This is a genomic window from Planktomarina temperata RCA23 (assembly GCF_000738435.1).
GTDB classification, from domain to species: domain Bacteria; phylum Pseudomonadota; class Alphaproteobacteria; order Rhodobacterales; family Rhodobacteraceae; genus Planktomarina; species Planktomarina temperata.
This window is the reverse complement of sequence record NZ_CP003984.1, coordinates 2,489,409-2,513,202: the sequence shown is the minus strand read 5'-3', so window position 1 is coordinate 2,513,202 and position 23,794 is coordinate 2,489,409. Positions and strand designations below refer to the sequence as shown.

Here is a 23,794-nt window from a genome sequence, read left to right as displayed (position 1 = left end):
TTTAGGGCTTCATTCTTGAAGCTATACACGAGCCAAATTAGCTCGTCATGCACACTGCACGCTTCAATAATACCATTAAATAGGTTCAATCCAAAGCGATTTAATTATGATCGATCGCAAAATGAACAATAGTAAGCTGTATCAGAAAATTAACTTGTGGAAGGTACACCAATCACAATTAAAACCGCATAATTTTTTCGATTGCATCCGCTGACTAAAGGAGGTGATTCCCCTGGCTTTAAAGGGAACGCAGAGCGGTCTGCGAATTCTGGCGAACATGTGCCACTTTCACCCTCGGGCGTATACCGCGCTGATCTACATGGCCCATGGGTCACATTCGCAAGTGTTTTATCGTCTGACAGTGACCAAGATTGTTTCCCTTCTGCATCGGGCTCTTCGATGGTGAGTAAAGAGAAGTGTTCCTCACCATTTGTAACAAAATACTGCCCAGCAGGGATTGGAAATTCTGGAGCCTTCATGATCAGGCCGTTCTCATCCAGCCACCAATCATCAATGTCAAACCTCCAGCCGGCAGGGGCCAAATTACCCGCCTTTTGGAGTGTCTGATAGAGCCTAAGCCATACGCCAATTGCACCAGGATCTTCCTTCCAAAGACCCCACGTTTCCGCGCCTGTTCCTGAAGTAGCGCCCTCGGCTCCAAGCGCTGCGATATATTGAGTTCGGATGCGGCGAATTCTTGTTTGTGCGAGTATGGGGCTGGCTATTGAGGTGGCCAAAAATCCAAAAGTAGCAGCGAGCCATTGGCGGCGATTGAAGTTCAAATTGGCTTTCATGTATATCTCAGACTGATTTAATCATGCGTAAAAATAGCTTGATTGCTCTTATTGGCAAATGCGATTCCATTTGAACTGTGGTGTGAGTTTTTATGGGCAACTGATTTGTAATCAGTAGGTCCGCGGTTCGAGTCCGTGTGGGGGCACCACTTAAATCAATAACTTAGCGGATATGTTGGCGTAATCATCAGTGACTTTGTGCCAAAAAGGTTTCACTTAGGTTTCATCGTTAGTCTGACTAAGTTGCTATTTGGTGCGCCTAGGCAAGCCACAACTCACACATCATTTCGAACTGAAGCCTTGTTTAGTGCCGTAACTATGTCGCAGCGTCTGATGTGCAGATATTTGACCGCTGAAAAGTAGGGGTTACTGTGCCCAATTTCTCCAGCTAAGCCTCAGGCCCGCGGACCAGCCCCCCCTATCATAAGGCCCCGCGTCTCGGACCACGGGCCTTTAGTGTTCGGTTAGTGGATTCATTGGGGGATTGTTTTGTTTGGTAACTGCATCTTTATTCACGCACTAGTTTCAAGCTGAACCGAGCTGCTGTTCTCGCTGAGTGGTGCCAATTATTGAGCGCATAGATTCAGGCTGCACCAGCAATCCGATGCGTGTTCTCATTCGTCTGACAGCACCTATTGCTTTGCACAGATAGTTGGGTATCCGGATCCCTGCCTAAAGGCGCGGTTATTATCGGGTGCCTGGGCATATAATTAAATGTCTAAGGTGTTAGCTTTTTCCCAATCGCTAAAGTGGCTACAGAAGTCATTCCATTCAGACTGTTTCATTTTCAGGTAGGCGGCTGAGAACTCTTCACCCATTGCCGCTTTGAGCCCTTTGTCTTTGTCATATTCACGCAAGGCATCAAGCATATTGAGCGGTAGCTTTGGCGCGCCGCGCACTTTATGGCCCTCAGCATACATATCAATATCATAGCGTTTCCCAGGATCAGCCTGCGCTCGGACGCCGGACAGGCCAGCAGCAATAATGACCGATTGCAGCAAATATGGATTAACTGCCCCATCTGGAAGGCGAAGCTCAAAACGGCCAGGGCCGGGGACGCGCACCATATGGGTACGATTATTGCCCGTCCAAGTCACCGTATTGGGTGCCCAAGTTGCGCCAGATGTTGTGCGTGGCGCGTTGATCCGTTTGTAGCTGTTAACGGTTGGATTAGTAATAGCGGCTAGCGCGGAGGCATGTTTCATGATCCCACCTAAGAAATGCTTGCCCTTTTCGGATAGCCCCAATTCGGCAGTTTGGCTGCTGTCGTTTGCCTCCATAGCAAAGATATTTGTTTTAGCTGCAGCGCCGGGGGCATCCCAAACCGAAATATGGGCGTGGCAACCATTGCCTGTCAGCCCCTCAACAGGCTTGGGCATGAACGTTGCCCGATAACCATGTTTTTCTGCGACGGTCTTGGTCATGAATTTAAAGAAACTATGCTTGTCTGCGGTGGCCAAAGCATCGTCAAAATCCCAGTTCATCTCCCATTGACCGTTAGCGTCCTCATGGTCGTTTTGATAGGCTCCCCAGCCCAATTCAAGCATATAATCGCTGATTTCGCGGATCACATCCAAGCGGCGCATAAAGGCTTGCTGATCGTAGCAGGGTTTCGCCGCAGTATCATAGGGATCAGAAATTCTGTCTCCTGCTGGGGTGAGCAAAAAGAATTCTGCTTCGATCCCAGTTTTCACATGCATCCCTTTGGAGGCGGCCTGTGCTATCAAGCGGCGCAGAACATTGCGTGGCGCTTGGGCTACATCCTCGCCCTCCATGACACAATTGGCTGGAACCCAAGCAATCTCTTTGTTCCAAGGCAGAATGACAGCCGCTTCTGGATCGGGAATGGCCAGCATATCGGGATGGGCCGGGGTGAGGTCGAGCCAAGTGGCAAATCCTGCAAATCCTGCGCCATCTTCTTGCATATCGCCAATGGCGCGTGCTGGCACCAGTTTTGCCCGTTGCCCACCGAAAAGATCAGTAAATGAAATCATGAAGTATTTGACGTTGTTATCTTCAGCGAACTTTGCCAGATCTGTTGCCATGGTCTTTTTTCCCTATTGGTCTTTGATATGAAATAGGGTGCGGCCCGTAATGCGCCGCGCCCCTGAGGTTCAAAATAATCCAGATTTTCCAGGCCACCAATCCGTGCCCGCCAATGGAACCTGCGCCATTGCTGCCGCTTCCAAGGTCAGTGCCACCAGGTCCTCTGGTTCCAAATTGTGCAGGTGGTTTTTTCCGCAAGCCCGTGCAATGGTTTGCGCTTCCAAAGTCATCACCTTGAGATAATTACGCAGGCGCCGGCCCCCTTCAATGGGATCAAAGCGTTTCATTAGCTCTGGATCTTGCGTTGTGATGCCCGCGGGGTCTTGTCCTTCATGCCAGTCATCATAAGCACCGGCGGTTGTGCCGAGTTTGTTGTAATCTGTTTCCCATTTTGGATCATTGTCGCCAAGCGCAATCAACGCGGCCGTGCCAATGGCTACTGCATCGGCCCCAAGCGCCATAGCTTTGGCCACATCAGCCCCCGTTCGAATACCGCCCGAGAGGATCAGTTGCACTTTGCGGTGCATGCCTAAGTCTTGTAGGGCTTTGACGGCTGGGCGCACGATGGCCAGGGTTGGCTGGCCTACATGTTCGATGAACACATCTTGGGTAGCCGCTGTGCCGCCCTGCATGCCGTCCAAGACAATTGCATCTGCTCCAGCTTTGATGGCCAGAGTAGTGTCGTAATAGGGGCGGGCACCAGCGACTTTAACATAGATTGGCACTTTCCAACCAGTGATTTCGCGCAGCTCTAAGATCTTGATTTCCAGATCATCCGGGCCGGTCCAATCGGGGTGCCGACAAGCCGAGCGCTGGTCAATACCTTTGGGCAGGTTGCGCATTTGTGCCACCCGGTCGCTGATCTTTTGACCCAAGAGCATACCACCACCGCCGGGTTTTGCGCCTTGACCAACTACGATCTCAATCGCATCTGCTTTGCGTAAATCATTAGCGTTCATTCCATAGCGCGAGGGAAGATATTGATAAACGAGTTTGGACGAATGTCCGCGCTCTTCAGGCGTCATGCCGCCATCGCCTGTTGTGGTTGACGTGCCGGCTTCTGACGCGCCGCGTCCAAGCGCTTCTTTGGCTGGACCGGAGAGCGCGCCAAAGGACATGCCGGCGATTGTGATGGGAATGTCCAAATGGATGGGATTGGCCGCATTCAATCCACCGATGGTGACATTAGTGTCGCATTTTTCACGGTATCCCTCCAAGGGATACCGCGAGATTGAGGCCCCCAGAAACAAAAGATCGTCAAATGTTGGGAGTTTGCGCTTTGCGCCACCACCGCGAATGTCATATATTCCTGTAGCCGCAGCACGACGAATTTCACTATTGATATCTTGTGTGAACGTTGCTGATTGCCGGGGCGTGGTGCGCGGGATACCGCTGTCATTATTGTTCATTTCTTAATCCCTTAATAGGCATTATCGACGTTGAAATTGTAGAGGGTTCGAGCAGAGCCGAAGCGCTTGAATTCCGCCGGCTTTGCATCGCATTCGCCTTGTAGCAAAAGCTCACGCAGAATTTCCATATGCTCTGGGCGCATTTCTTTTTCTTCGCAATCTGCCCCAAGTGATTTGACTGATCCGCGTACGAAGATGCTAGCCTCATAGCAGCTGTCACCCAACGCGTCGCCGGCATCGCCACAGACCACTAAATTGCCTGATTGCGCCATAAAAGCGGACATATGGCCAATATTGCCGTGGACGACTATGTTAATTCCCTTCATTGAAATCCCACAGCGCGAAGAGGCGTTGCCTTTGATAACCAAAAGTCCACCATTACCAGTGGCGCCGGCGTATTGGCTGGCGTCCCCGTCAATTACAACTTTGCCGGACATCATATTTTCTGCGACGCCGGGACCGGCACTGCCTTTGATGTTCACTGTGGCCTGTTGGTTCATGCCTGCGGAATAATAACCAGTTGAGCCATGTATAGCTACTTCGATTGGCGAATCTAGGCCGCATGCAATCGCATGTGCACCGCGCGGATTTGTAATTTCCCAGCTGGTTTGATTTGTGGTTTCATTTTGAGCATGTAATGTCGCGTTGAGCTCACGCAGGCTGCCGTTTGCAAGGTCATATGTTTGCATTTTAATGTTTCCAGAAATAAACGGTTGCGGGTTCAGGCTCCCAAACGCGAGCCTGCTCAATGCCTGGCAGGTTGACCAGGGCTCTATATTCGCTGCCAAAAGCTACATATTGCTCGGTTTCTGCCATCACGGCGGGCTTGCAGGCAATGGGATCACGTACAACGCCAAATCCGTCTTTTGTGCCGACCACGAAGGTAAAAAAACCATCAAGATCTTTTAAACTGCTCTCCAAGGCTTCGCCGAGGCTACTGCCATTTTGCATTTTCCACGTTAGATAGGCTGCGCCGACTTCGGTATCGTTTTCAGTTTGAATGTGCACGCCATCGCGGCGCAGTTTTCGGCGTAGGGAATTGTGATTTGACAGAGAACCGTTATGGACCAGGCACTGATCGCTTCCGGTATTGAAAGGGTGTGCGCCCATAGTCGTCACCGCTGATTCGGTGGCCATCCTCGTATGGCCAATTCCGTGGCTGCCGGACATTCTTTTGATTTCAAACCTCGCGGCCACATTTTTTGGCAGGCCAACTTCTTTGTAAATTTCTAAACTTTCACCGATGCTCATTACGCGCAAATTAGGGCGTAAATCTTCAAGAGCTAGGCGGGCGCTGTTCACTTGATCTAAGGCCAATTCCAGCACAGCGTGGGTGCTTTGAACTCGCAGATTGACATCGCCTTTGACCTGTTTTTCCAAATCGATTTTAAGAGAGTTAAAATCCATATCCGGCGTGTCTGATTGGACTGTGATTTTGGATGTGTTTTCAGCGGTGTCACCATATATTGCTATTCCAGCACTATCTGGTCCACGATCTGTCATTGTGATCAACATATCTGACAGCATGGCTCCAAGCTGAGTTTCCATTGTTTTGTCTTTAAGGAAAAGACCAACTATCCCGCACATGCGGCATTCCTTTCTCAATAAATGACCCGAACTGGTATAAGTCGAAGTTTAGCACCAAAATTTGTATGGATCAACTATGGGAAAAAAATTTTCACCTCAGGTAAATAATATTAGCAAAATTTTACTCATTTATTTTTGTTCTAGCTATTGTCGAATCCTTTTGGTTGTAAGGCGCATCGTAAAAATACAAAGAGGAAATTCGTGGAACAACAATTGGCACACCTCACCGCACAAATGGCTGCATTGAAATCCAGTTCTGGTGTTACCAACACCAGCCTTGTAGAATTGTATTATTGCGTAACAATCCCTCTTATGATCACCATCCATGCGGGCTGTTTAGCATATGAAATGGGGGTACAGATTGAGTCGTGTGGTGCGCGATTTGCCTGAGGAATTGGCCAATTATAAAGGTTTCATAGAAAATCGCTGTATGATGCTAGACTGCTTGTCACAATTTGACGATGGCCTGCCGATCTTGTGGGGTGTTGCCAGACGAACACATTACCCCGTTTTTGCAGCGATAAGATTTTCGACTAAGTTTTTACGGCATTCAGCTATTTTGTGGGTAACTGATGATGGAGAGATAACGGGCGGGCAGTTGTACTAGCCTTTCTGGTCCATGTGGGCTGTCAGCATCAAAAAATAATGTGTCCCCTGCGGTAAGCGTGTAGACCTCATCTCCATGCCGGTAATCGACTTCCCCCTCCAGCATATAGATGGTCTCAATCCCACCATGTTGGAAGGTTGGGAACACATCCGCCATGGTTGAAAGGGTAATCAAATAAGGCTCAACGATTACCCCGCTTGTATTAGCGCCTATATGCCCCAGAAGATTATATTGATGGCCCGCCCGAGTGCCGGCCCGCTCGGTCTCAACTCCTTCACCATTCTTTGTGTATACTGCTGCGCGGTGCTCCTCAAAGCGGCGTAAAAACGCGCTGAGCGGCACAGACAGCGCATTGGCAAGGGTCTGTAAAGTCTTGAGGGACGGGGAAGTGTTGCCGTTCTCAATCTTTGAAAGCATGCCAATCGATAGGCCAGTTAGGTTGGCGAGCTCAGTGACCGTCACCTCTTGGCGTAGCCGAAACGCACGCACTTCGCGACCAATGGCCACCTCAAGAATTTTTTCACGCATTCCGGTGATTCGGTGGGGATCCTGTGTGAGTTTTACAACCATGTCTGGAGTAATTTTTTCAATATTCATTATAGATCTCAATATTATGCTGTGACCACAAGATCTCCGGATCAGTTCTCTTTTTAGTATGATATTTATGAATGAAAAGAAAATCCAGTCTCTTGGTTTTTTGATTTTTGACGGCTTTCCGACGGCTTGTGTTACCTCAAGGCACTGTAAGACAAAACGAGCTTAAGACGGAGCGGGCTGTTTCGCAGCCTCGCCGTATAACAAAACACTCTCCATTCAGGTACATGAAACCTGGCCCGGGGTTCTTAAACTACCTTGCCTAGGACCGGGCATCAAGAACCAGGGCCCACGGTCCATTCACCACCCACCGTCGGCCTACTTAAGGTTGTTACATGTGCACAGGTGGCGTTGGACGGTTTCGCTCGGGCCGCGGTCCGTGGATCACCGGCAGGGGTTACTGTGCCTAATCCCTACATTTAAGCCTCAGGACCATGGACCGGGGCCCCCAATCCCAGTGCCCCGCGTCTCGGACCATGGGCCTTTAGTATTAGCGTTGTAGTTTCATTGGACGGGGGTTTTGTTTACTGCCATTAACTGAAGAAGCAGACATTGCCCTATCCAAGCACTAACGGCTGCTATGCGGACTTGTTTGCCGTTCAGTTGGAGCGACCCAATGTCTGCTTAAGGCAGTTCGGAGGAAAGGCAAAGGGGCGCTTTTGCACAACAACGATCCCGAGCGCGGCAAAAGCATCCAGTGAGATCGGTAGCAACTTCCATTCCACGTGGTCGCGTCATGATCAATCGCAGGTGTATATATCTGGGAAAGTTTGAGGTGTGATCGGGTGAAAACTAGGTGGCCGAACTGTGCACGTCCGGCCACCCATACTCCTACGTGAGGAGTGTCGGTCAGGCGTCCGTTCATTGGTCCAACCGTTGTTGTAGCCAGTCCAAAATCTCGTCCTCAACCCATCCCACTCTGTTGAGGCCCAGCTGTACCCGCTTGTTGAACAGGCCGGCCTGTTCCAGACGTGCAACGTGTTGCGGCGAGTAAAGAACCAGCTCCTTGAGTTGGCGTTTCGAAAGTATCCTCATCACGATCTCTCCATCTCTGAAGAGCATCGCGATGCCGAAGGTTACGACAATACCCAGGCAGATGGAGGCTAGCAGATAGGAACAGCTCTTAGCAATTTTGAAATTAGTCGCCTCGGCACAGGAATACGGTGCGCCCCGCAGCGAAGGTGGTGATCAGGAATATCAGGCGTCACTTCGTGCTGCCACGCACCACCAGCTGGAATCCGATGTCTTCCTGAATCGCAAGATCATGCGAACCTCGCAAGCGCTCCACGAGGATTTCAGCAGATCGCTCGCCAATTCTTTTTCCCGGTATTTTGATCGTCGTCAGCCCGGGATGAACAAGGCCTGCAATATTGGCATCGCCGATACCAGCGACACCGATCTTCTCCGGAATTTGCCAACCGCGGCCATGCAATTCTTTGATCGCCCCGACGCCCAGGACCTCGCTTGAACAGATTATTGCGTCAAATTCTGGGTTGGCCGCAACGAAGTCTGCTGCGGTAGCGCCGCACTCATCAATCGCCAGGGGGTCACTAACATTTCGTCTCAATGGCGCGGGACGGTTTGCGTCCCTGAAGGCCGCATAAATACCGGCGCTGCGCTTTGCGGCGCGGAATTCGTGTGCTTCGTGTTCAAGCGTTGTTGCAACTAAGCCGATGTTTTCGTAGCCGCATTCCAGCATGTAACGCGCAATTTCATATCCCGCTTTATAGTTGTCAAAGCCAACACAGTTTTCACTGCACTGATCGGAAAAATCCCACATTTCGACAATGGGGACGCCCGCATTTTTAAGGAGTGCCCGCGTCGTATCGGTATGCGAAACTCCAGTCAGAATAATGCCGTCGGGTCTTCGTCCGAGAAAGGCGCGTGTCAGCTTTTCTTCCTTTTCCAGGTCGTATGACGTGCATCCGAGCAGCAGCTGATATCCCGCGGCTTCCAGTATGTCCGAGATGCCTTGAATGGTGTCGCTGAAGATCGAATTTTCAACCGTCGGCACCATGGCGACTATGACACCGCTGCGCTCGCGCCTGAGCGTATTGGCAGCGAGGTTCGGGACGTAGCCGAGCGCGTCTAGCGATGCCTCCACTTTTTGCCTGGTCGCCTCTGCAACTTTGTTCGGTTGATTGAGGACGCGCGAAACCGTCATCGCAGAAACACCGGCATGTTCTGCGACACATGTCAGGCTTGACCCAGCGTTGGAAAGCTCGTTTTTGTAGGTCGCCACATCTGCTCCGTTCGGTCGCTTGAAAAAATCTGCTAGACATTGGATCGATTGGTGTTAAGGTTAACACACTTGATGTTATTTTCAAGACCCCTTTGGTTTTGGTCAAGAAAAAAAACGAACAACCAGAAATGGCAATCGGACAATAATTGAAATGCAACATGGAGGAAAAAAATGGTAAGCTTAACATCGCTGAAATTGGCGCCGCTGTGCGTCCTGCTTTGCGGCACGGTTCTGGCCCCTGCCGTATCGGCAGCTGAATTTGAAGCGAGCAGGCAAGGCGGAACCCCAGGCGCGCTTTTGCCCGAAGAACTCGCGCTTTGGTCCTATAACACCGAAACGAGCGCGTTCGAGGTGGTATCAGGGGATGCCTCTGCGCCCTATGCGCTCAACCTGCGCGCGCTGCCAGAAGGTTCAAGGGTAGGTTTCGCCGAAGGCTGGGCTGCGATCCCGTTTTCCTACGCAATCAATCAACGGCTTTACGAACTGGCCGACGAACTCGGGTTCGAGGTTGTGTATTGCGACAACGACTTCAAGGCTGAAAAGGCGGTGTCCTGCGCTGAACTGATCGCGCTGCAGGGTGCAGATGTCGTGATCGAATCGAACTGGCACTCCGGCGCGGCGGCGCCTGTGATGAATATCTTTGACGAGGCGGGTATACCCGTCATGTCCCTTGACGTTCTCCACCCCAATGCGATTTTTCTGGGTGCCAACAATTACGTCAGCGGGTTGATTGGCGGTCAGGCGGCGGCTGAACATGCCAAGGCTCTGGGACGCTGCGACGATGTCTCGGTTCTGCTTGGGATCGCCCCCGCCGATGGTGACGCCGCGAATCAACGTTTGTCGGGCTTTGCCGATGGGGTTCAGACGGTTTGCGGTGCGCTTCCTGAGGCTCGGATTCATGAAGATCTGATTGACGCTGGCACCACGGATCAGGCTCTGACCAAGACTACAGACTGGCTGACGGGCCATCCCGGTGCCGGATTTGTTCTGGCGACTGCCATTGACGATCCGCGTGCCTTTGGTATGTCGAACGCGCTGGCACAAGCCGGGCGCGAGGGCGTGGCCATCGGTCTCGGCTGTGACGATGTTGGCGTGGCCGCGACACGCACACCGGTCGAGGACAATAATTTCCTTGGCTGTGTTGCCTACTATCCCGAAAAGTATCCCGACTGGGCTTTGTCAGTCGCGGCGGACATTCTGGAAGGCAAGGCCGTGCCGCAGGAAGTTCACCTGGAGCATGTCTTCCTTGATGCAGGAAGTATCAATGATGTCTACCCGGAATAATTCCGAAACCAAGAGCACGGGCGCTGACAACAGCGCCCGTGCTCCGCTGATCGAGCTGTCGGGCATCACCAAGTCGTTTGGCAATGTCGATGCGCTTTCCGGCGTCGATCTGAAGATCGGCGAGGCTGAATCGGTCGGCATCATCGGCGACAACGGCGCAGGCAAGTCGACCCTGGTGAAACTCCTGTCCGGCGTCTATCCGGCAACCGGTGGCACAATGAAGTTCCGGGGGCGCGAGGTGCGGTTCAACAGCCCGCTTGATGCGCGCCAGAACGGGATCGAGATGATCTATCAGGACCTTGCCCTGTGCGAGGATCTTAACGTGGCCCAAAACATCTTTCTGGGTCGCGAGATCAAGAAAAACTATGGCCCGATCCGTGTGTTGGACAACAAGGCCATGACCCGCGCTGCCGCTGAGGACATCGCTAACATGGGACTTGATTTCGACGTTGAACGCGAGGTCGGCATGTTGTCTGGCGGCGAGCGCCAGATGGTTGCCGTGGCCCGTGCGTTGCAATTCGAACCGTCGACATTGCTGATGGACGAACCGACAGCGGCGCTCTCAGCCGAGAAAATCCGCAAACTCTGGGAGATGATCTCGGAGTTGAAATCGCGCGGCGTATCGATCCTGCTGGTCAGCCACCGCTTCACCGACATCCTCAGTATCTGCGACCGGATCGTGGTGGTGCGCGGCGGCAAGATCGCAGGCGAGATGAAGCCGAACGAACACCCGCCCGCGCAAACCATGGCGATAATGACCGAGATGATGACGGGCGACAGAATTCCCGAAGAGGCAGGCGCATGAAACAGCTTGGAGCAATCATGAATTCCAAACTCTGGGGCCGCGGAGCCTCGGCTATCAACCCTGGTCTGGTTGTGGCGACTTTCGTGGTTTTTATCGTGCTGTGTTTTGCATCGCCGTATTTCCTGACCGTATACAACCTGATCAATGTGGCAAAGGCGCTGGTGATCGTGGGCGTTGCCGCTGCGGGTGAAACCGTGGTGATCATTGCGGGCGGGTTTGATCTTTCCATCGGCTCGACCATGGCCGCTGCCGGAATGCTGGCCGCCTCTCTTCTGAACATCGGCTCGGGCGTCGGCCCGGCCTTTTCCGCCGCGATCCTTCTGGGCATTTTCATCGGCGCTGCCAATGGCACGCTGATTGCCTATTTCCGGATCAATCCCCTGATCACGACGCTGGCGACGATGGCCATCATCAGGGGGCTGGCCTTTGTCATTTCGGATGGTCGCGAGATCATCATCACCAACAAGACCTGGCTAAGCCTGGGCACCGGCAAATGGGTAGGTATCCCTTATATCGTGCTCATCCTGATCGTGATCTATCTGGTGTTCGCGCTGATCTTGCCGCGCACGACGTTCGGTCGCTATGTCTATGCCATTGGCTCGAACCCACGCGCGGCACGCCTATCGGGCGTCTCCACAAAGAAGTGGCAGTTGGCGATCTACATTACCTGCGGGGCCACTGCAGCACTTGCCGGTCTGATGCTGGCCGCCCGTACTGGCACCGCCATGCCCGCCGCGGCCATGGGATTTGAACTGGACGTGATCACTGCGGTCATTCTAGGCGGTGCAAGCCTGAAAGGCGGGCGTGGGACAATCCTGGGAACGGCGATTGGTTTGATCCTTTTGTTCATGATCAACAACGGATTGACCTTGGCGCAGGTCCCCACCTTTTGGCAGCAGGTGGTCAAGGGCTTTATCCTGTTGGCAGCGGTTCTTTACGATGAAATCCGCAGCGGACGAAGTGATGACAGTTAGCCAACACCGGCAATGATATAGGCGCGCAACAAAGGTTCACAGATGTATTTTCATCCACCGAAATCAGGTGATGTCACCCCTCGGCCCGGGCAACCGGTGATCCGGGAGGTGCGCGCCCTGGTCAGCAACCCCGATCAATATGGCGCCAGCGATGTCCACGACACGCCCGATACGCACTGGATCGCGGGTTGCCCCGAAAGCGACGGAAGCTGGGATCACCAGACGACGCATCCGCCGATTGCCAATCCGATGTCGGGCTATCCCAAATACGCCGGATCGCGGCAAAGCTGGGGTGTTTCAGCGGTGCCGTCTGTCATCGTTGAGATCGAAGATGACGACGGCCGTATCGGTATTGGCGTCAGCACAGGGGGCGCGGCAGCGGCCAATCTGATCGAACAGCATTTGTCGATTTTTGTCGAAGGTCAAACCGCCGCGAACCGGACACTGATCTGGGAACAGATGTGGCGCGCTTCGATCCACTATGGTCGTAAGGGACTGGGCGTCCATGCGATCAGCGCAATTGACCTGGCACTTTGGGATTTGTACGGGCGAACGGTTGGCGCTCCGGTGTTTGATCTGATGGGCGGGCGCACAAAGGATCGTGTCCCAGTCTATGCCACAACAGCGCGCCCAGATCATGCCAAGGCGCTCGGCTTTCACGGCGCAAAAGTTCCCCTCCCATATGGCCCGGGCCATGGCATCAAAGGCATGGGTGACAACATCGCCTTTCTTGCCAATTGGCGCGAGAAGGTGGGGCCGGACTTTCCGTTGATGTTGGATTGCTACATGTCCATGACGACAGATTACGCCGCCGAACTGTCGCGACGTCTGGCACCTTACAATTTCCAGTGGATCGAAGAGCCATTGATGCCCGACGACTATGAAGGTCACAGGCGATTGGCTGCCAAGATGAACACCCGCGCGGGCGGCACTGTTCTGGCATCAGGCGAGCATGAATACACAAGATTTGGATATGAGCAACTGATGGATGCCGGCGTTGGACTTATCCAACCGGATGTCATGTGGATGGGTGGCCCGACCGAATTTATCCGCGTTGCCGCTCAGGCCAGCGCCCGTTCTGTGGATGTGATCCCCCACGGTTGTGGCGTCTACGGGTACTACATGGCCATGGCGCTGGATTGTGTCTCGTTGGCCGAGTTCATGATGATGAGCGAAATGGCCGACAAGATCGAACCCAACTTTGGCACGATGTTCAAAAGTGAACCTTTACCCGAGAGCGGGTATATTTCGCTTCCGGACACACCGGGCTTCGGATTGGAGCTCAATCACGATGCGCTTAACCTGATCCGGCCATTCGACCGTTCAAAAAAATAATAATTGTGAGGAGAAGCAGATGAACAAATACGATTTTGACGGAAGAACGGCCATTGTAACCGGCGGTGCACAGGGTATCGGTCACGCCGTCGCCGAAGAATTGAACAAAGGCGGTGCGCGTGTCGCCATATGGGATACAGACTTTGAGCTGGCCAGCAAGACAGCAAAAGAACTTGGTGACGGATCTCTTTCGGTCAAGGCTGATATTGCCAACTGGTCAAGCGTCGAAGCAGCTTATCGAAAAACCAAAGATGCTTTCGGTCGGGTCGATATCGCTGTGAACTCGGCCGGGATCGCCGGATCGAACGCACCTGTCGCCGATTATCCTGTCGAGGAGTTCCACCAGATCGTTGCCGTGAATCTTCTTGGCGCCTTCCACGTCAACAAGGTGGTCGCAGCCGACATGAGGGAGCAAAATTATGGGCGGATCGTCAACATCGCCTCGGTCGCAGGCAAGGAAGGCAACCCGAATGCGTCGGCCTATTCCTCGTCCAAAGCAGGTGTGATCGGGCTGACTAAATCACTGGGCAAGGAAATGGCCGATTGCGACATTGCCGTGAACTGCGTCACGCCCGCCGCGGCCCGCACGCGCATTTTTGACCAGATGAGCCAGGAACATATCGACTATATGCTGTCGAAAATCCCGCGCGGAAGGTTCCTGGAGCTGAACGAGGCCGCGGCGATGATTGCCTGGCTAGCCTCGTCCGAGAACAGTTTCACCACCGGCGGTGTGTTTGATCTGTCCGGCGGGAGGGCGACATATTGACTCGGAGGTGACGGCATGAAACTCAGCGTATCGACTTGGGCTATTTCTTTGAACCTGCCCTCGGCAAGGCGCGGGTGTTAAACGAGCCTGAAACCTATGGCGCCGAGATTGCCACCGGCTTGCCACTGCCCGTGGCCAACCTCTTTCACCTTTTCGGAGATGACCTGCAGGATCGCAACCTGGCCGGGCCATCGAACCCGCAAAACCTGACCGACCTGATAGCCGCCGGCGCCTTTGCCAAATCCGCGAGCGCGCCTTCGGTTTTTATCCTGCCCGGCATGTTCAACTCCGGGCAAAGCCGGTCGCACGCCTTGAGCACCTCTGTCGAAACTTTGACGCCGGTGGTCGAAGCAGGGTAGGCCGCCGGTGTTGAGGTGCTGATCGAACCCCACACCGGCAGCATTCTGATCTCGCCAAACACCACCCGCGATCTGGTCGCGATGGTGCCGGCGCTGAAGATTGTTCTCGACCACTCGCATTTCGTTGCGATGGGATACATCACGCCAATCATGAAGGTCGGGATTGACGAAAGAACCGGATATCCGTTTTTTGCTACCGCTGATTTGGCGGATGGAAGGTTAAACCTCAAACCGTCGCACCGCCATCCACAACCAAGCTGGCACCGGTAGCGAATGATGCTTCGTCGGACGCCAGAAAAAGTGCGGCATAGGCCACTTCTTCCGGGTTGCCCTGAAGTTTGAAGAAACTCGCATTCGCCTCGTCGGCCATGAATACGCGCACCCAAACAGAGACGACAGTGATCGTCGCAGTCGACCAGATGGTTCGTTCTGACTGTAAAACAAAAAATGCGATTGATCCTCAGGATACGACAATATGTTAAGGTTAACACTTGACTCACAGGATACGACAGCATAATCCTGTTAAGGTTAACATAGGAAAAGCCCATTGAAACGGGCCGAAGGTAGCGCGTTAAGAAGGGCAGTAAATGGGCTGCTTCGAAGGTGCTTTCATCAGCGTTAGTTTCATGGATGAGCTTGTAACAGGGAGATTGGAACATGTTTGAACTAAACCGACGCACACTGACATCAGCTGTTGCTGGACTATTCGCCAGTACTGTATTGGGGGCGTTCGCGACAGTCGCGAACGCTGCTGACCCGATCCGCGTCGCCGGCTACGGCGGCGTTACGTGGGATCTCATCACCAAGAATTTTCTGACGCCTCTCGGTGAACGGACGGGTCTCGAGGTCAAGTTGGAAACGGATCCCAGCGTGGCCAAGCTTAAGGCCATGGTCGCCTCAGGGCGATGTGACTTCGATGTCATCGAACTCAGTGGTTCCGAATTTCTGATCGCAACTCGCGACGGCTTGTTACAGGAGATCGACTATAGCGTCGCCGATCCAGACAACGTCATGCCGGATTTTGCCAAACAGAAAACAGGCTTCCTATTCGTCACCTTCTCCGAGATTCTGGTCTATCGCGCGGACCACTTCCCAAACGGGGGCCCGCAGAACATGGCCGATCTCTGGAACGTGGAAGCCTTTCCTGGGCCGCGAACCCTTCACGATACCCCTGTGGCCAATCTCGAGTTTGCGCTCTTGGCGGATGGTGTCGCCAAAGAGAACATCTATAACGTACTCGGCACCGACGAGGGTGTGGACCGGGCCTTTGCAAAGCTCGACGAGATCAAACCGCATGTGGTGAAGTTTTGGAGTGCGGGCGCAGAGCCCATTCAATTGATCGCAGAAGGTGAAGCTTACATGGGCGTGGCTTGGAACGGTCGTATCAAGGTGATGCAGGACGAAGGCGTCGATGCGGTCATGGTTTGGCAGGACTCGAACACCGACTCCAGTTACTACGGCATCCCGGTCGGCTGCGATAACAAGAATGCGGCGGAAACCTATTTAAGCGCATGGGCCAACCCTGAATGGGTGGCCAATTGGGCCAACGACATTCCCTATCCCGGATTCGTGGCCGGTTTGATGGAAAATCTTGATCCTCAGGTTGCCGCCAACATGCCAACAAACCCCGACAATGCGGCCAAGTCCTTTTTGACCGATTGGGCATTCTGGGGACAAAACCGGGAAAATCTGGAAGAACGTTGGATTGAGTGGTTGCTGGAATAGTTTCGCAGTACCTCCGATGCCCTTACACCCAAGGATGTAAGGGCATCGGCGCTCTAGAGCCGTTATGGTTGAACTTTAGCGGCAGTAAATAGCGTGTGAGCTTAGCGGCCTAACGTGTGTACCTCACCGGGGCACCCCGATATTAAATCCGTTTGCATTGTGGAGAGAAGTTCCGTGTTGGGCGAAAGACAAAACTTTTTGAAGGGAAACCTTCGCATACGCGGGCACGCTCTTTTAGCGTTCGTCAAGCGGCTCACAGCGGACCAGTCATTCGTTTTGTTGGTGCCGGCGGTAGTGCTACTGCTGATTTTCTTTGCTTATCCCCTTATCCAATTGATGAAGATGAGTGTTTTTGATCCCAACTTCACCACGGCTCATTTCGAGAAGTTCTTTTCTCGACCGGTCTACCCTCGTGTCTTATTCAATACGGTCAAGCTAACCGCCATCGTGACGCTCCTCTGTTTCATTATTGGCTATCCCGCGGCCTATTTTCTGGCGACCGTCCGCTCGCGAATCCGGCCCTTCCTGATTTTCCTTATCCTCCTACCGCTTTGGGTCAGCATCCTGGTCCGTAGTTATTCCTGGATGGCCGTTCTTGGGCGCGAAGGCCTCATCAATTCACTGCTGATCGCGCTCGGCGTGACAACAGAGCCGATTCCCATGCTCTATACGACCGGTGCGGTCTATGTCGCGATGGTGCAGATCATGCTGCCAATCATGATTCTTACCAGTTATTCTGTCATGGTCGAGATCGACAACGGCCTGATCAAGGCAGCCCGCGTCCTGGGGGCGAGCCCATTTCGCGCCTTCCTTTTCGTGTACTTCCCCTTAAGTCTGTCTGGCGCGCGCAACGGGTCCATCATCATCTTCATCCTTTCCATGGGGTTCTTCATCACCCCTGCGCTGGTTGGCGGACGAAAGGACTTAATGATCGGCAACCTCATCGTTTTTCAGATCGAAGAATTGCTAAACTGGGGTTTTGCTTCGGCTATCGGACTAATTCTTTTAGTATCTACGGTCTTGATAGTGCTGATGCTACGTTTCATTCTCGATGCGGCGACGCCAGGGGCTCCTAAGAGACGTTCGAAGGAGCCGGTCTGACCCATGTCCCGCATTCTGCTTTCCATATACTTCGCGTTCGTGGCGTTATACCTGCTTACACCGCTGTTGATCGTCATACCGATCTCGTTCGTCGATTCTCGCTTTCTTCAATTTCCACCGGAATCTCTATCCTTGCGTTGGTACCGTAACTACTTCGAGGACTCCGACTTTCTGGACGCGACCATCTTGAGTTTCATAATCGGAGTCCCTGCCTCTCTTATCGCCACAACTCTCGGCACCTTGGCTGCACTTGGCCTAACTCGGACGCGATTCTTCGGGAAGGGCATCGTCTATGCCCTGATGATCTCGCCGATCGTCGTTCCCGCTATCATTGTGGCTCTTGCTCTCTTCCTTCTCTTTGCGCAGCTTGATCTCATCGGGAGCAATTTCGGCTTGATTCTCGCGCACAGCATTCTGGCGATGCCATTTTCGGTGCTGATCGTCTCCGCGACTCTCGAGCATTTTGACACAACGTTGGAACGCGCGGCGCGTATCCATGGTGCCGGGCCAATACGTACATTCTGGTATGTCACCTTTCCTGCAATCAGACCGGCGGTCTTCGCCTCGGCAATCTTCAGTTTTTTCATCTCCTTTGACGAGCTGATTGTCGCCTTGTTCGTTATGAGCGGTCAGCAAACTCTACCCGTGCGCATCTGGCAGGATCTCAGATTTGAGATCGATCCCACCGTCGCGGCCGTCGCGTCCATTCTGATTGCCCTAACCACGATCGGAATTGGTCTCGGCACTCTGCTCCAAACGCGGGCGACACAACGCTTAAAACAGAAGTAGGACACAATGCTGAAGTCAGAACGTATCAAGATTGCCAGAATGCCAGCGGATGCTCTTGTTAAGGATTTGCAACCATGAAACAACTTCAAGAGTCCAGGGGCGCAGTCGTTGAATTCAGCGGGGTCTGTAAATCTTTCGGTGACGTGGAGGTGCTCGGGAATTTCACACTCAGCGTTGGGGCCGGCGAGTTCCTTACGCTTCTTGGGCCAAGCGGTTCCGGCAAGACGACTGCCCTGAACATGTTGGCGGGCTTCCTGAACCCGAGCGCGGGCGAGATATCCATAGCAGGCGTTCCCGTGACCGCGACACCCATTGAAAAGCGGAACATCGGAATGGTGTTTCAAAGCTACTCTTTGTTCCCGCACATGAATGTGGAGCAGAATGTCGGCTTTCCTTTGAAGATGCGCGGTGCTGACAGTCAGGTCACGCAGGAACGGGTTGCCGCCGCCCTTGACCTCGTTGGCCTTGGCGGGTTTTTGGAGCGCATGCCGAACCAGCTTTCTGGCGGCCAACGCCAGCGCGTCGCCTTCGCACGTGCCATCGTCTTCGAGCCAAAAGTGCTCCTGATGGATGAACCCTTGGGCGCGTTGGACCTCAAGTTGAGGGAACGCATGCAACTCGAGATCAAACACTATCAGCAGCAGATTGGCTGCACCGTTATATATGTAACGCACGATCAGGGTGAGGCTCTAACATTATCCGATCGAATCGCAATTATGGACCAAGGCCAAATCGTTCAGATCGGCCATCCTCAACAGATCTATGATCATCCGAAATCGCGCTTTGCCGCGGAGTTCATAGGCGAAACGAATCTCCTGACACTCACCAATCCGCTTGAGAAGTCTGCAGGAGGATGGGTGATTGATGGACTTGACACCATCTATCCACGACCACCCGAATCGGGTCGCCGTCATGCCCTGCTTTCGGTGCGGCCGGAAAAAATTGTTCGACTGCCCGAACACGCTGCCCTGGGAAATGGACATGTGTCATTTGATGCGACGGTTACCGAGGTAGTCTTCTTCGGTGACGTGCATCGTTACACGATTAAGTGCAACGGCCAGCAAGACTTGGTATTCAAGGAGTTTCGCTCTGGTAACACGCCTGTACTGCGGTCCGGTCAGACGTTGCGCCTTAGCTTTCTTACGGATGACGCTGCGTTATTGCCGGAAACGATTGTTTCAAAAGACAAAGCCCTTTGACAATTCAACGACCTTGAGGAGAATACAATGAAGATCGCAAGAGTGAAGGTGACCCCCGTTGACACGTCGTTTTGGGGCGACTTCGCCGCTAGGCAAGATGAGCTCAAGCTGGTCACCCCCATGGCGAGATACCCCGAGTATCGACATCCGCTGTCGAGCTGGTTCCCAAACGACTCTATGTGTGTGGTCGAGATCGAGACCGAAGACGGTCTGGTGGGTACGGGTTGGTGCGAGGATTACTGCCGCACCAGCAGCTCCATCATCGATCAGCATCTCAACAGGTTCTTGATCGGAAGCGACCCGCTCAACCGCAATATGCTCTGGGACCAGATGTATCGAAGCACCATGCCCTACGGGCGAAAGGGTCCTGCGTTGCACGCGATCAGCGGCATCGATATTGCTCTGTGGGATCTCGCCGGCAAACATTTGGGCCAACCGGTGCATCAGCTCCTCGGTGGCAGGACCCGGGGTTCGATCCCTATTTATGCAAGTGGGCTTCACTTCACTAACGAGGACGAGTTCACCCGCGAAGCAGCCGGCTACGTTAGCCGGGGATTTAAGGCCATGAAAATGCGGTTTCTCCACGGTCCGGTAGACGGACGGGAGGGCATGAACCGCAACATCGAGATAGTCGAGCTTCTTCGCTCAACCGTCGGTGACGATATCGACATCATGGCAGATGCCTACATGGGTTGGGACCTCGAGTACGCGCTGCAGATGTGCCACGCGCTCGGTCCGTTCAACCTCAAGTGGGTGGAGGAGCCGCTGATGCCCGATCAGATCAGAGACTACGCCGCGTTAAGGCGGGCATCACCGGTACCGATCGCTGCCGGCGAACACGAGACCACTCGTTATGGATTCGCTCAGTTGATTGAGGCCGAAGCCCTCGATATCATCCAATTCGATATCGGCCGGGTTGGCGGGTTCAGCGAGGCCCAGCACGTGTGCACGCTCGCGCAAGCAGCCGGACTCTCCGTATACCCACATGCCTACGGTCTCCCCACACTGCATCTGGCGGCAAGTGACAATACCATCGGCATGGTCGAATACTTCCCGGTTCCGGCTTATGAGGAGCATGAGGAAACACCCCTATTTGATGGTGCAGCCATACCTCTCAACGGCGAGATCACGCTCAGCGATGATCCAGGGCTTGGGGTGAGTCTTGCGCTGCCTGGCTTCACTCCGATCCGATGACCCAGATTCTTTCGATCCATTTGGCCATGTATTCGTTTTCGTCTCTCAACCCCTCAAGGAATAAGATGAACCGAAAACTCTCGCTTAGTAAGACAACACGGTCTGTCTCACGGATATGACGGGTTACAAGATTGTTCTAGCACTATCAAAAAAGGACCTGCGTGATGCTTCTTAAAGACAAATGTGTGATCGTAACCGGGGGATCCCGCGGAATAGGCGCGGGTATATCTCGCGCCATGGCGCAGGCAGGCGCTGATGTGGTCATCAATTATTTCAGCGAAAATGATGCCGAACTTGGTCAAACGGAGGGAATTGAGGCCGTTTTGGCCGACATTGAAGCGTCAGGGCGCCGTGCGATTGCAGTTGAGGGTAATGTTGCTGACCCCGATACCGGACAGAAAATTGTTGATGCCGCAGTCGCGGAGTTTGGCAAAGTGGATGTATTGTCATCGAATGCTGGGATTTGTCCTTTCCACTCGTTTTTGGATATTCCGATTGATGTCATGCGAAGGGTGTCGGCTGTAAATTACGAAGGTAGTTTCATTGTTTCTCAGGCTGCTGCGCGGCAGATGGTGAAACAGGGCCACGGCGGCGCGATCATTGCTACTTCGTCAATTAGCGCGCTAGTAGGTGGCGAATTGCAAAGTCATTATACACCAACCAAGGCCGCGGTTCACTCGATGATGCAGTCGGTGTCAATCTCGCTTGGTAAGCACAATATTCGCTGCAACTCCATCATGCCCGGAACCATTCTGACTGACCTTACACGCGACGTTCTCGACGGTACAGAACTTGCTGAGTATTCTTTGAAACGTATCCCACTCGGTCGGTTCGGAACGCCAGACGATATTGGCCAAGTTGCAGTGTTCTTGGCCTCGGATATGGCCCGCTATGTCACTGGCGCAAGCCTTCTTGTCGACGGCGGCATGTACGTAAATTTGGAATAGCCAACCCGAACCGGATTATTTGAAATCAGAAGGAGTAGAACATGAGCGACCCCATTAGAGTTGTCGATGCACACATTCACTTGTGGGATCTGTCTACGGGCCTGTACCCGCATTTTGAGGAACCGTCAGACAGTTTTATTGGCAATACAGCTGAAATCGCCCGCAGCTATCTTCTGCCTGAACTACTGGCTGAGGGTGGGGCAGAGGTTGTCCTTGAAAAAGCGGTGCATGTCGAAGCTTTTCCGACAGACCGCGTGGAAGAGACTCGAGTTCTTCAATCGCTCGCCGACGGAGCAGGCGAAGGCAAACCCCAGGCGCTTGTCGTGAACGTGGATCTTGCCGCGGATGATGCTGAAGCGCAGATAATTGATCAAAAAAGATTTGCCAACACACGGGGTATCCGTCAGGTTTTGAACCTGCACGAAATCGCTGATTATTCCTACGGTGCGCCTGATCATCTGGCCAATCCGGTTTGGATGGAAAACTTCGATCTGCTGCGGTCACATGATCTGTCATTTGATTTGCAAATATACCCACATCAAATGGCGGGCTGCGCTGCCCTTGCAGCCAAAAACCCCGACGTAGGTATCGTTTTGAACCATGCCGGTATGTTTGTTGATCGAACCCCTGATGGCTGGAAAGAATGGAAGGAGGGTCTGCGAACAATGGCCGCCCAACCTAACATAACCGTAAAGATCAGCGGTCTTGGCATGTTTGATCACAACTGGACCGTCGAAAGCTTTCGCCCGTACATTTATGAGGTTCTCGAAGCATTCGGCCCCGAAAGATCTATGCTTGCGAGCAACTTCCCGGTCGACAAGCTCTTTGCGACTTATGTTCAGCATTGGCAGGCATTTGCCGAAATTATAGCGCCGCTCTCCGAAAATGAACAGGCGCTTCTGCTAAGGAAGACCGCAGAGCGGGTTTATCGAATCTAACGACAGGATTGTGCAATTGGCATGTCGTTTGAGATGCCTAAATGGGAAAAGTCTTAGCGATGCGTCTCACCATTGCCGGTAACGACAAATACATAGCTAGACGCGACAGCAATCGACCATGTTCGCTAAAAGAGAAAGACTAATCAAATGACAAAACAATTGCATCCAGGAATTTATCCGATGCTTTACTCCTTTTTTGGCTCTGACGGTGAACTCCGGCTCGATCCGTTCTCACTTCAGGTGGACGCGGCCATCTCAGCTGGGGCGAAAGGCATTGCAGTTCTGGGACTCGGGACAGAAGCAGCCAAATTGGATGAAGATGAGTGCGCGGCCGTGATAACTACGATTGCAAAACGTCTGAACAACCAATTACCGATGATTGTAACTATCCGTGGAGAAACACCCGACAATCAGCTGAAAGCGGCTAGACGAGCACTTGATCTGGGTGCTACTGCGCTGCTCCTGCAACCTCCGTCTGAAACGATCAGCGAAGCCGCACTCCTTACTTTCTTCTCTGAAGTTATAAATGCGCTCGATTGTCCGGTGGGCATTCAGAACGCGCCCGAATTCCTTGGCTATGGTCTCAATGACAACAACCTTATCTCGTTGGCGCAAAATTACACCAATTTTTCGATCGCAAAGTTGGAATGCTCGGCGTTGGCGCTTGAACCGTCCGCTAAAGCGCTCACTGGTAAGACAATGGTCTTCAATGGTCGCTGCGGGCTGGAATTGACGGATAATTTGCGGGCCGGAGCTCAAGGACTGATCCCTGGAATCGAGACGATTGACCGAACGGCGGCAATTCATGCTGCTTTTATCGCTGGCGAGCATGAATATGCGGATGAGCTTTATGCAAAATTGCTGCCGGTCCTTACATTCGTAATGCAGGGCATCCCGCAGTTTCTGACGTATGGAAAGACGTTGCTCGCCTATCGCCTCGGGATCGAAATCGGATCTGCGCGAGAACCCTGGCTTCAACCTACTGATTTCGGACTCGAATGTATCACACGGTATGCCGCCCAGCTTGGACCACTTCCGACAGGGGCATGATGGTCAACCACGATTATGGCTTCAGGCACCTGCCTATGCCGACTTCAAA

General features: G+C 53.1%; 25 protein-coding genes. 16 read left to right on the top strand and 9 right to left on the bottom strand.

Annotated elements, in window-relative coordinates; all coding sequences use genetic code 11:
• Positions 1-149: 149 nt before the first annotated feature.
• From RCA23_RS12065 to RCA23_RS12040, 5 genes are all read right to left on the bottom strand, one after another.
• The gene (locus tag RCA23_RS12065; RefSeq protein ID WP_044050523.1) at positions 150-794 is read right to left on the bottom strand and encodes a hypothetical protein; all 645 of its coding nucleotides are present in this window, start codon (positions 792-794) and stop codon (positions 150-152) included.
• A gap of 710 nt (positions 795-1,504) precedes the next feature.
• Positions 1,505-2,839 (bottom strand): type III glutamate--ammonia ligase, encoded by a 1,335-nt coding sequence (glnT, locus tag RCA23_RS12055; RefSeq protein WP_044050522.1) that lies wholly within the window; start codon positions 2,837-2,839, stop codon positions 1,505-1,507.
• A 69-nt stretch (positions 2,840-2,908) separates the two neighbouring features.
• Positions 2,909-4,249, bottom strand: coding sequence for an FMN-binding glutamate synthase family protein (locus RCA23_RS12050; protein ID WP_044050521.1), 1,341 nt, complete (start codon positions 4,247-4,249; stop codon positions 2,909-2,911).
• An 11-nt stretch (positions 4,250-4,260) separates the two neighbouring features.
• Positions 4,261-4,938: a GltB/FmdC/FwdC-like GXGXG domain-containing protein gene (locus RCA23_RS12045; protein ID WP_044050520.1), complete on the bottom strand. Its 678-nt coding sequence runs from the start codon at positions 4,936-4,938 to the stop codon at positions 4,261-4,263.
• Position 4,939: 1 nt separating this feature from the next.
• Positions 4,940-5,836 (bottom strand): class II glutamine amidotransferase, encoded by an 897-nt coding sequence (locus RCA23_RS12040; RefSeq protein ID WP_044050519.1) that lies wholly within the window; start codon positions 5,834-5,836, stop codon positions 4,940-4,942.
• A 201-nt stretch (positions 5,837-6,037) separates the two neighbouring features.
• Between RCA23_RS12040 and RCA23_RS16305 the strand changes: the two genes are divergently transcribed.
• Positions 6,038-6,226 carry a hypothetical protein gene (locus RCA23_RS16305; protein WP_081870972.1) on the top strand — a complete coding sequence of 63 codons (189 nt, stop codon included), beginning with the start codon at positions 6,038-6,040 and terminating at the stop codon, positions 6,224-6,226.
• A gap of 160 nt (positions 6,227-6,386) precedes the next feature.
• Here the strand turns inward: RCA23_RS16305 and RCA23_RS12035 are convergent, their stop codons facing one another.
• The 3 genes from RCA23_RS12035 to RCA23_RS12025 all read right to left on the bottom strand — a co-directional run bounded on the left by RCA23_RS12035 (position 6,387) and on the right by RCA23_RS12025 (position 9,279).
• A complete protein-coding gene (locus tag RCA23_RS12035; protein WP_052377168.1) occupies positions 6,387-7,040 on the bottom strand; it encodes a helix-turn-helix domain-containing protein in 654 nt (217 codons plus the stop codon).
• Positions 7,041-7,898: 858 nt separating this feature from the next.
• A complete protein-coding gene (locus RCA23_RS12030; RefSeq protein ID WP_044050518.1) occupies positions 7,899-8,072 on the bottom strand; it encodes an AlpA family phage regulatory protein in 174 nt (57 codons plus the stop codon).
• Positions 8,073-8,241: 169 nt separating this feature from the next.
• On the bottom strand, positions 8,242-9,279 hold the full coding sequence (locus RCA23_RS12025; RefSeq protein WP_052377167.1) for a LacI family DNA-binding transcriptional regulator: 1,038 nt from the start codon (positions 9,277-9,279) through the stop codon (positions 8,242-8,244).
• 171 nt (positions 9,280-9,450) lie between these two features.
• On the opposite strand from RCA23_RS12025, the gene RCA23_RS12020 reads away from it, so the two are divergent.
• Genes RCA23_RS12020 through RCA23_RS16570 form a run of 7 tightly spaced genes read left to right on the top strand, consistent with a single transcriptional unit; the run spans position 9,451 to position 15,072 of the window.
• Positions 9,451-10,563 carry a sugar ABC transporter substrate-binding protein gene (locus tag RCA23_RS12020; RefSeq protein WP_044050517.1) on the top strand — a complete coding sequence of 371 codons (1,113 nt, stop codon included), beginning with the start codon at positions 9,451-9,453 and terminating at the stop codon, positions 10,561-10,563.
• Positions 10,517-11,368 (top strand): ATP-binding cassette domain-containing protein, encoded by an 852-nt coding sequence (locus RCA23_RS12015; RefSeq protein WP_201770463.1) that lies wholly within the window; start codon positions 10,517-10,519, stop codon positions 11,366-11,368. The genes RCA23_RS12020 and RCA23_RS12015 overlap by 47 nt, the downstream gene beginning before the upstream one ends.
• The gene (locus RCA23_RS12010) at positions 11,365-12,342 is read left to right on the top strand and encodes an ABC transporter permease (protein ID WP_052377166.1); all 978 of its coding nucleotides are present in this window, start codon (positions 11,365-11,367) and stop codon (positions 12,340-12,342) included. Before RCA23_RS12015 ends, RCA23_RS12010 begins: the two co-directional genes overlap by 4 nt.
• Before the next feature lie 42 nt (positions 12,343-12,384).
• Positions 12,385-13,677 (top strand): L-rhamnonate dehydratase, encoded by a 1,293-nt coding sequence (rhmD, locus tag RCA23_RS12005; RefSeq protein WP_052377165.1) that lies wholly within the window; start codon positions 12,385-12,387, stop codon positions 13,675-13,677.
• A 19-nt stretch (positions 13,678-13,696) separates the two neighbouring features.
• Positions 13,697-14,443 carry an SDR family NAD(P)-dependent oxidoreductase gene (locus tag RCA23_RS12000; RefSeq protein ID WP_044050516.1) on the top strand — a complete coding sequence of 249 codons (747 nt, stop codon included), beginning with the start codon at positions 13,697-13,699 and terminating at the stop codon, positions 14,441-14,443.
• A gap of 35 nt (positions 14,444-14,478) precedes the next feature.
• Positions 14,479-14,802, top strand: coding sequence for a hypothetical protein (locus RCA23_RS11995; RefSeq protein ID WP_044050515.1), 324 nt, complete (start codon positions 14,479-14,481; stop codon positions 14,800-14,802).
• Between the two features lie 15 nt (positions 14,803-14,817).
• On the top strand, positions 14,818-15,072 hold the full coding sequence (locus RCA23_RS16570; protein WP_044050514.1) for a hypothetical protein: 255 nt from the start codon (positions 14,818-14,820) through the stop codon (positions 15,070-15,072).
• Here the strand turns inward: RCA23_RS16570 and RCA23_RS16300 are convergent.
• Positions 15,029-15,172: an SDR family oxidoreductase gene (locus tag RCA23_RS16300; RefSeq protein ID WP_081870971.1), complete on the bottom strand. Its 144-nt coding sequence runs from the start codon at positions 15,170-15,172 to the stop codon at positions 15,029-15,031. The genes RCA23_RS16570 and RCA23_RS16300 overlap by 44 nt on opposite strands.
• Positions 15,173-15,459: 287 nt before the next feature.
• On the opposite strand from RCA23_RS16300, the gene RCA23_RS16060 reads away from it, so the two are divergent.
• The 8 genes from RCA23_RS16060 to RCA23_RS11950 all read left to right on the top strand — a co-directional run bounded on the left by RCA23_RS16060 (position 15,460) and on the right by RCA23_RS11950 (position 23,745).
• On the top strand, positions 15,460-16,527 hold the full coding sequence (locus RCA23_RS16060) for an ABC transporter substrate-binding protein (protein ID WP_052377164.1): 1,068 nt from the start codon (positions 15,460-15,462) through the stop codon (positions 16,525-16,527).
• A gap of 174 nt (positions 16,528-16,701) precedes the next feature.
• Positions 16,702-17,628 (top strand): ABC transporter permease subunit, encoded by a 927-nt coding sequence (locus RCA23_RS11980; protein WP_169701406.1) that lies wholly within the window; start codon positions 16,702-16,704, stop codon positions 17,626-17,628.
• A gap of 3 nt (positions 17,629-17,631) precedes the next feature.
• The gene (locus RCA23_RS11975; protein ID WP_044050513.1) at positions 17,632-18,417 is read left to right on the top strand and encodes an ABC transporter permease; all 786 of its coding nucleotides are present in this window, start codon (positions 17,632-17,634) and stop codon (positions 18,415-18,417) included.
• A gap of 74 nt (positions 18,418-18,491) precedes the next feature.
• Positions 18,492-19,616, top strand: a complete 1,125-nt coding sequence (locus RCA23_RS11970; RefSeq protein WP_044050512.1) for an ABC transporter ATP-binding protein — start codon at positions 18,492-18,494, stop codon at positions 19,614-19,616.
• A 27-nt stretch (positions 19,617-19,643) separates the two neighbouring features.
• Positions 19,644-20,810 carry an enolase C-terminal domain-like protein gene (locus RCA23_RS11965; protein WP_052377162.1) on the top strand — a complete coding sequence of 389 codons (1,167 nt, stop codon included), beginning with the start codon at positions 19,644-19,646 and terminating at the stop codon, positions 20,808-20,810.
• Positions 20,811-20,974: 164 nt separating this feature from the next.
• Positions 20,975-21,757, top strand: a complete 783-nt coding sequence (locus RCA23_RS11960; protein ID WP_044050511.1) for an SDR family NAD(P)-dependent oxidoreductase — start codon at positions 20,975-20,977, stop codon at positions 21,755-21,757.
• 41 nt (positions 21,758-21,798) lie between these two features.
• Entirely contained in the window at positions 21,799-22,695 is an 897-nt protein-coding gene (locus RCA23_RS11955) for an amidohydrolase family protein (protein WP_201770462.1), read from the top strand.
• Positions 22,696-22,842: 147 nt separating this feature from the next.
• Positions 22,843-23,745, top strand: a complete 903-nt coding sequence (locus RCA23_RS11950) for a dihydrodipicolinate synthase family protein (protein ID WP_081870970.1) — start codon at positions 22,843-22,845, stop codon at positions 23,743-23,745.
• Positions 23,746-23,794 lie beyond the last annotated feature (49 nt).

Bases quoted from the DNA above. Each gene is read 5' to 3' on its own strand.
- RCA23_RS16300 (WP_081870971.1), bottom strand. From the start codon at position 15,172: ATGGCCGACGAGGCGAATGCGAGTTTCTTCAAACTTCAGGGCAACCCG.
- RCA23_RS12010 (WP_052377166.1), top strand. From the start codon at position 11,365: ATGAAACAGCTTGGAGCAATCATGAATTCCAAACTCTGGGGCCGCGGA.
- RCA23_RS12045 (WP_044050520.1), bottom strand. From the start codon at position 4,938: ATGCAAACATATGACCTTGCAAACGGCAGCCTGCGTGAGCTCAACGCG.
- RCA23_RS12035 (WP_052377168.1), bottom strand. From the start codon at position 7,040: ATGAATATTGAAAAAATTACTCCAGACATGGTTGTAAAACTCACACAG.
- RCA23_RS12030 (WP_044050518.1), bottom strand. From the start codon at position 8,072: ATGAGGATACTTTCGAAACGCCAACTCAAGGAGCTGGTTCTTTACTCG.
- RCA23_RS11950 (WP_081870970.1), top strand. From the start codon at position 22,843: ATGACAAAACAATTGCATCCAGGAATTTATCCGATGCTTTACTCCTTT.
- RCA23_RS12065 (WP_044050523.1), bottom strand. From the start codon at position 794: ATGAAAGCCAATTTGAACTTCAATCGCCGCCAATGGCTCGCTGCTACT.
- RCA23_RS11970 (WP_044050512.1), top strand. From the start codon at position 18,492: ATGAAACAACTTCAAGAGTCCAGGGGCGCAGTCGTTGAATTCAGCGGG.
- glnT (WP_044050522.1), bottom strand. From the start codon at position 2,839: ATGGCAACAGATCTGGCAAAGTTCGCTGAAGATAACAACGTCAAATAC.
- RCA23_RS11960 (WP_044050511.1), top strand. From the start codon at position 20,975: ATGCTTCTTAAAGACAAATGTGTGATCGTAACCGGGGGATCCCGCGGA.
- RCA23_RS11965 (WP_052377162.1), top strand. From the start codon at position 19,644: ATGAAGATCGCAAGAGTGAAGGTGACCCCCGTTGACACGTCGTTTTGG.
- RCA23_RS12040 (WP_044050519.1), bottom strand. From the start codon at position 5,836: ATGTGCGGGATAGTTGGTCTTTTCCTTAAAGACAAAACAATGGAAACT.
- RCA23_RS11975 (WP_044050513.1), top strand. From the start codon at position 17,632: ATGTCCCGCATTCTGCTTTCCATATACTTCGCGTTCGTGGCGTTATAC.
- RCA23_RS12020 (WP_044050517.1), top strand. From the start codon at position 9,451: ATGGTAAGCTTAACATCGCTGAAATTGGCGCCGCTGTGCGTCCTGCTT.
- RCA23_RS16060 (WP_052377164.1), top strand. From the start codon at position 15,460: ATGTTTGAACTAAACCGACGCACACTGACATCAGCTGTTGCTGGACTA.
- RCA23_RS12050 (WP_044050521.1), bottom strand. From the start codon at position 4,249: ATGAACAATAATGACAGCGGTATCCCGCGCACCACGCCCCGGCAATCA.
- RCA23_RS11955 (WP_201770462.1), top strand. From the start codon at position 21,799: ATGAGCGACCCCATTAGAGTTGTCGATGCACACATTCACTTGTGGGAT.
- rhmD (WP_052377165.1), top strand. From the start codon at position 12,385: ATGTATTTTCATCCACCGAAATCAGGTGATGTCACCCCTCGGCCCGGG.
- RCA23_RS12015 (WP_201770463.1), top strand. From the start codon at position 10,517: ATGTCTTCCTTGATGCAGGAAGTATCAATGATGTCTACCCGGAATAAT.
- RCA23_RS12000 (WP_044050516.1), top strand. From the start codon at position 13,697: ATGAACAAATACGATTTTGACGGAAGAACGGCCATTGTAACCGGCGGT.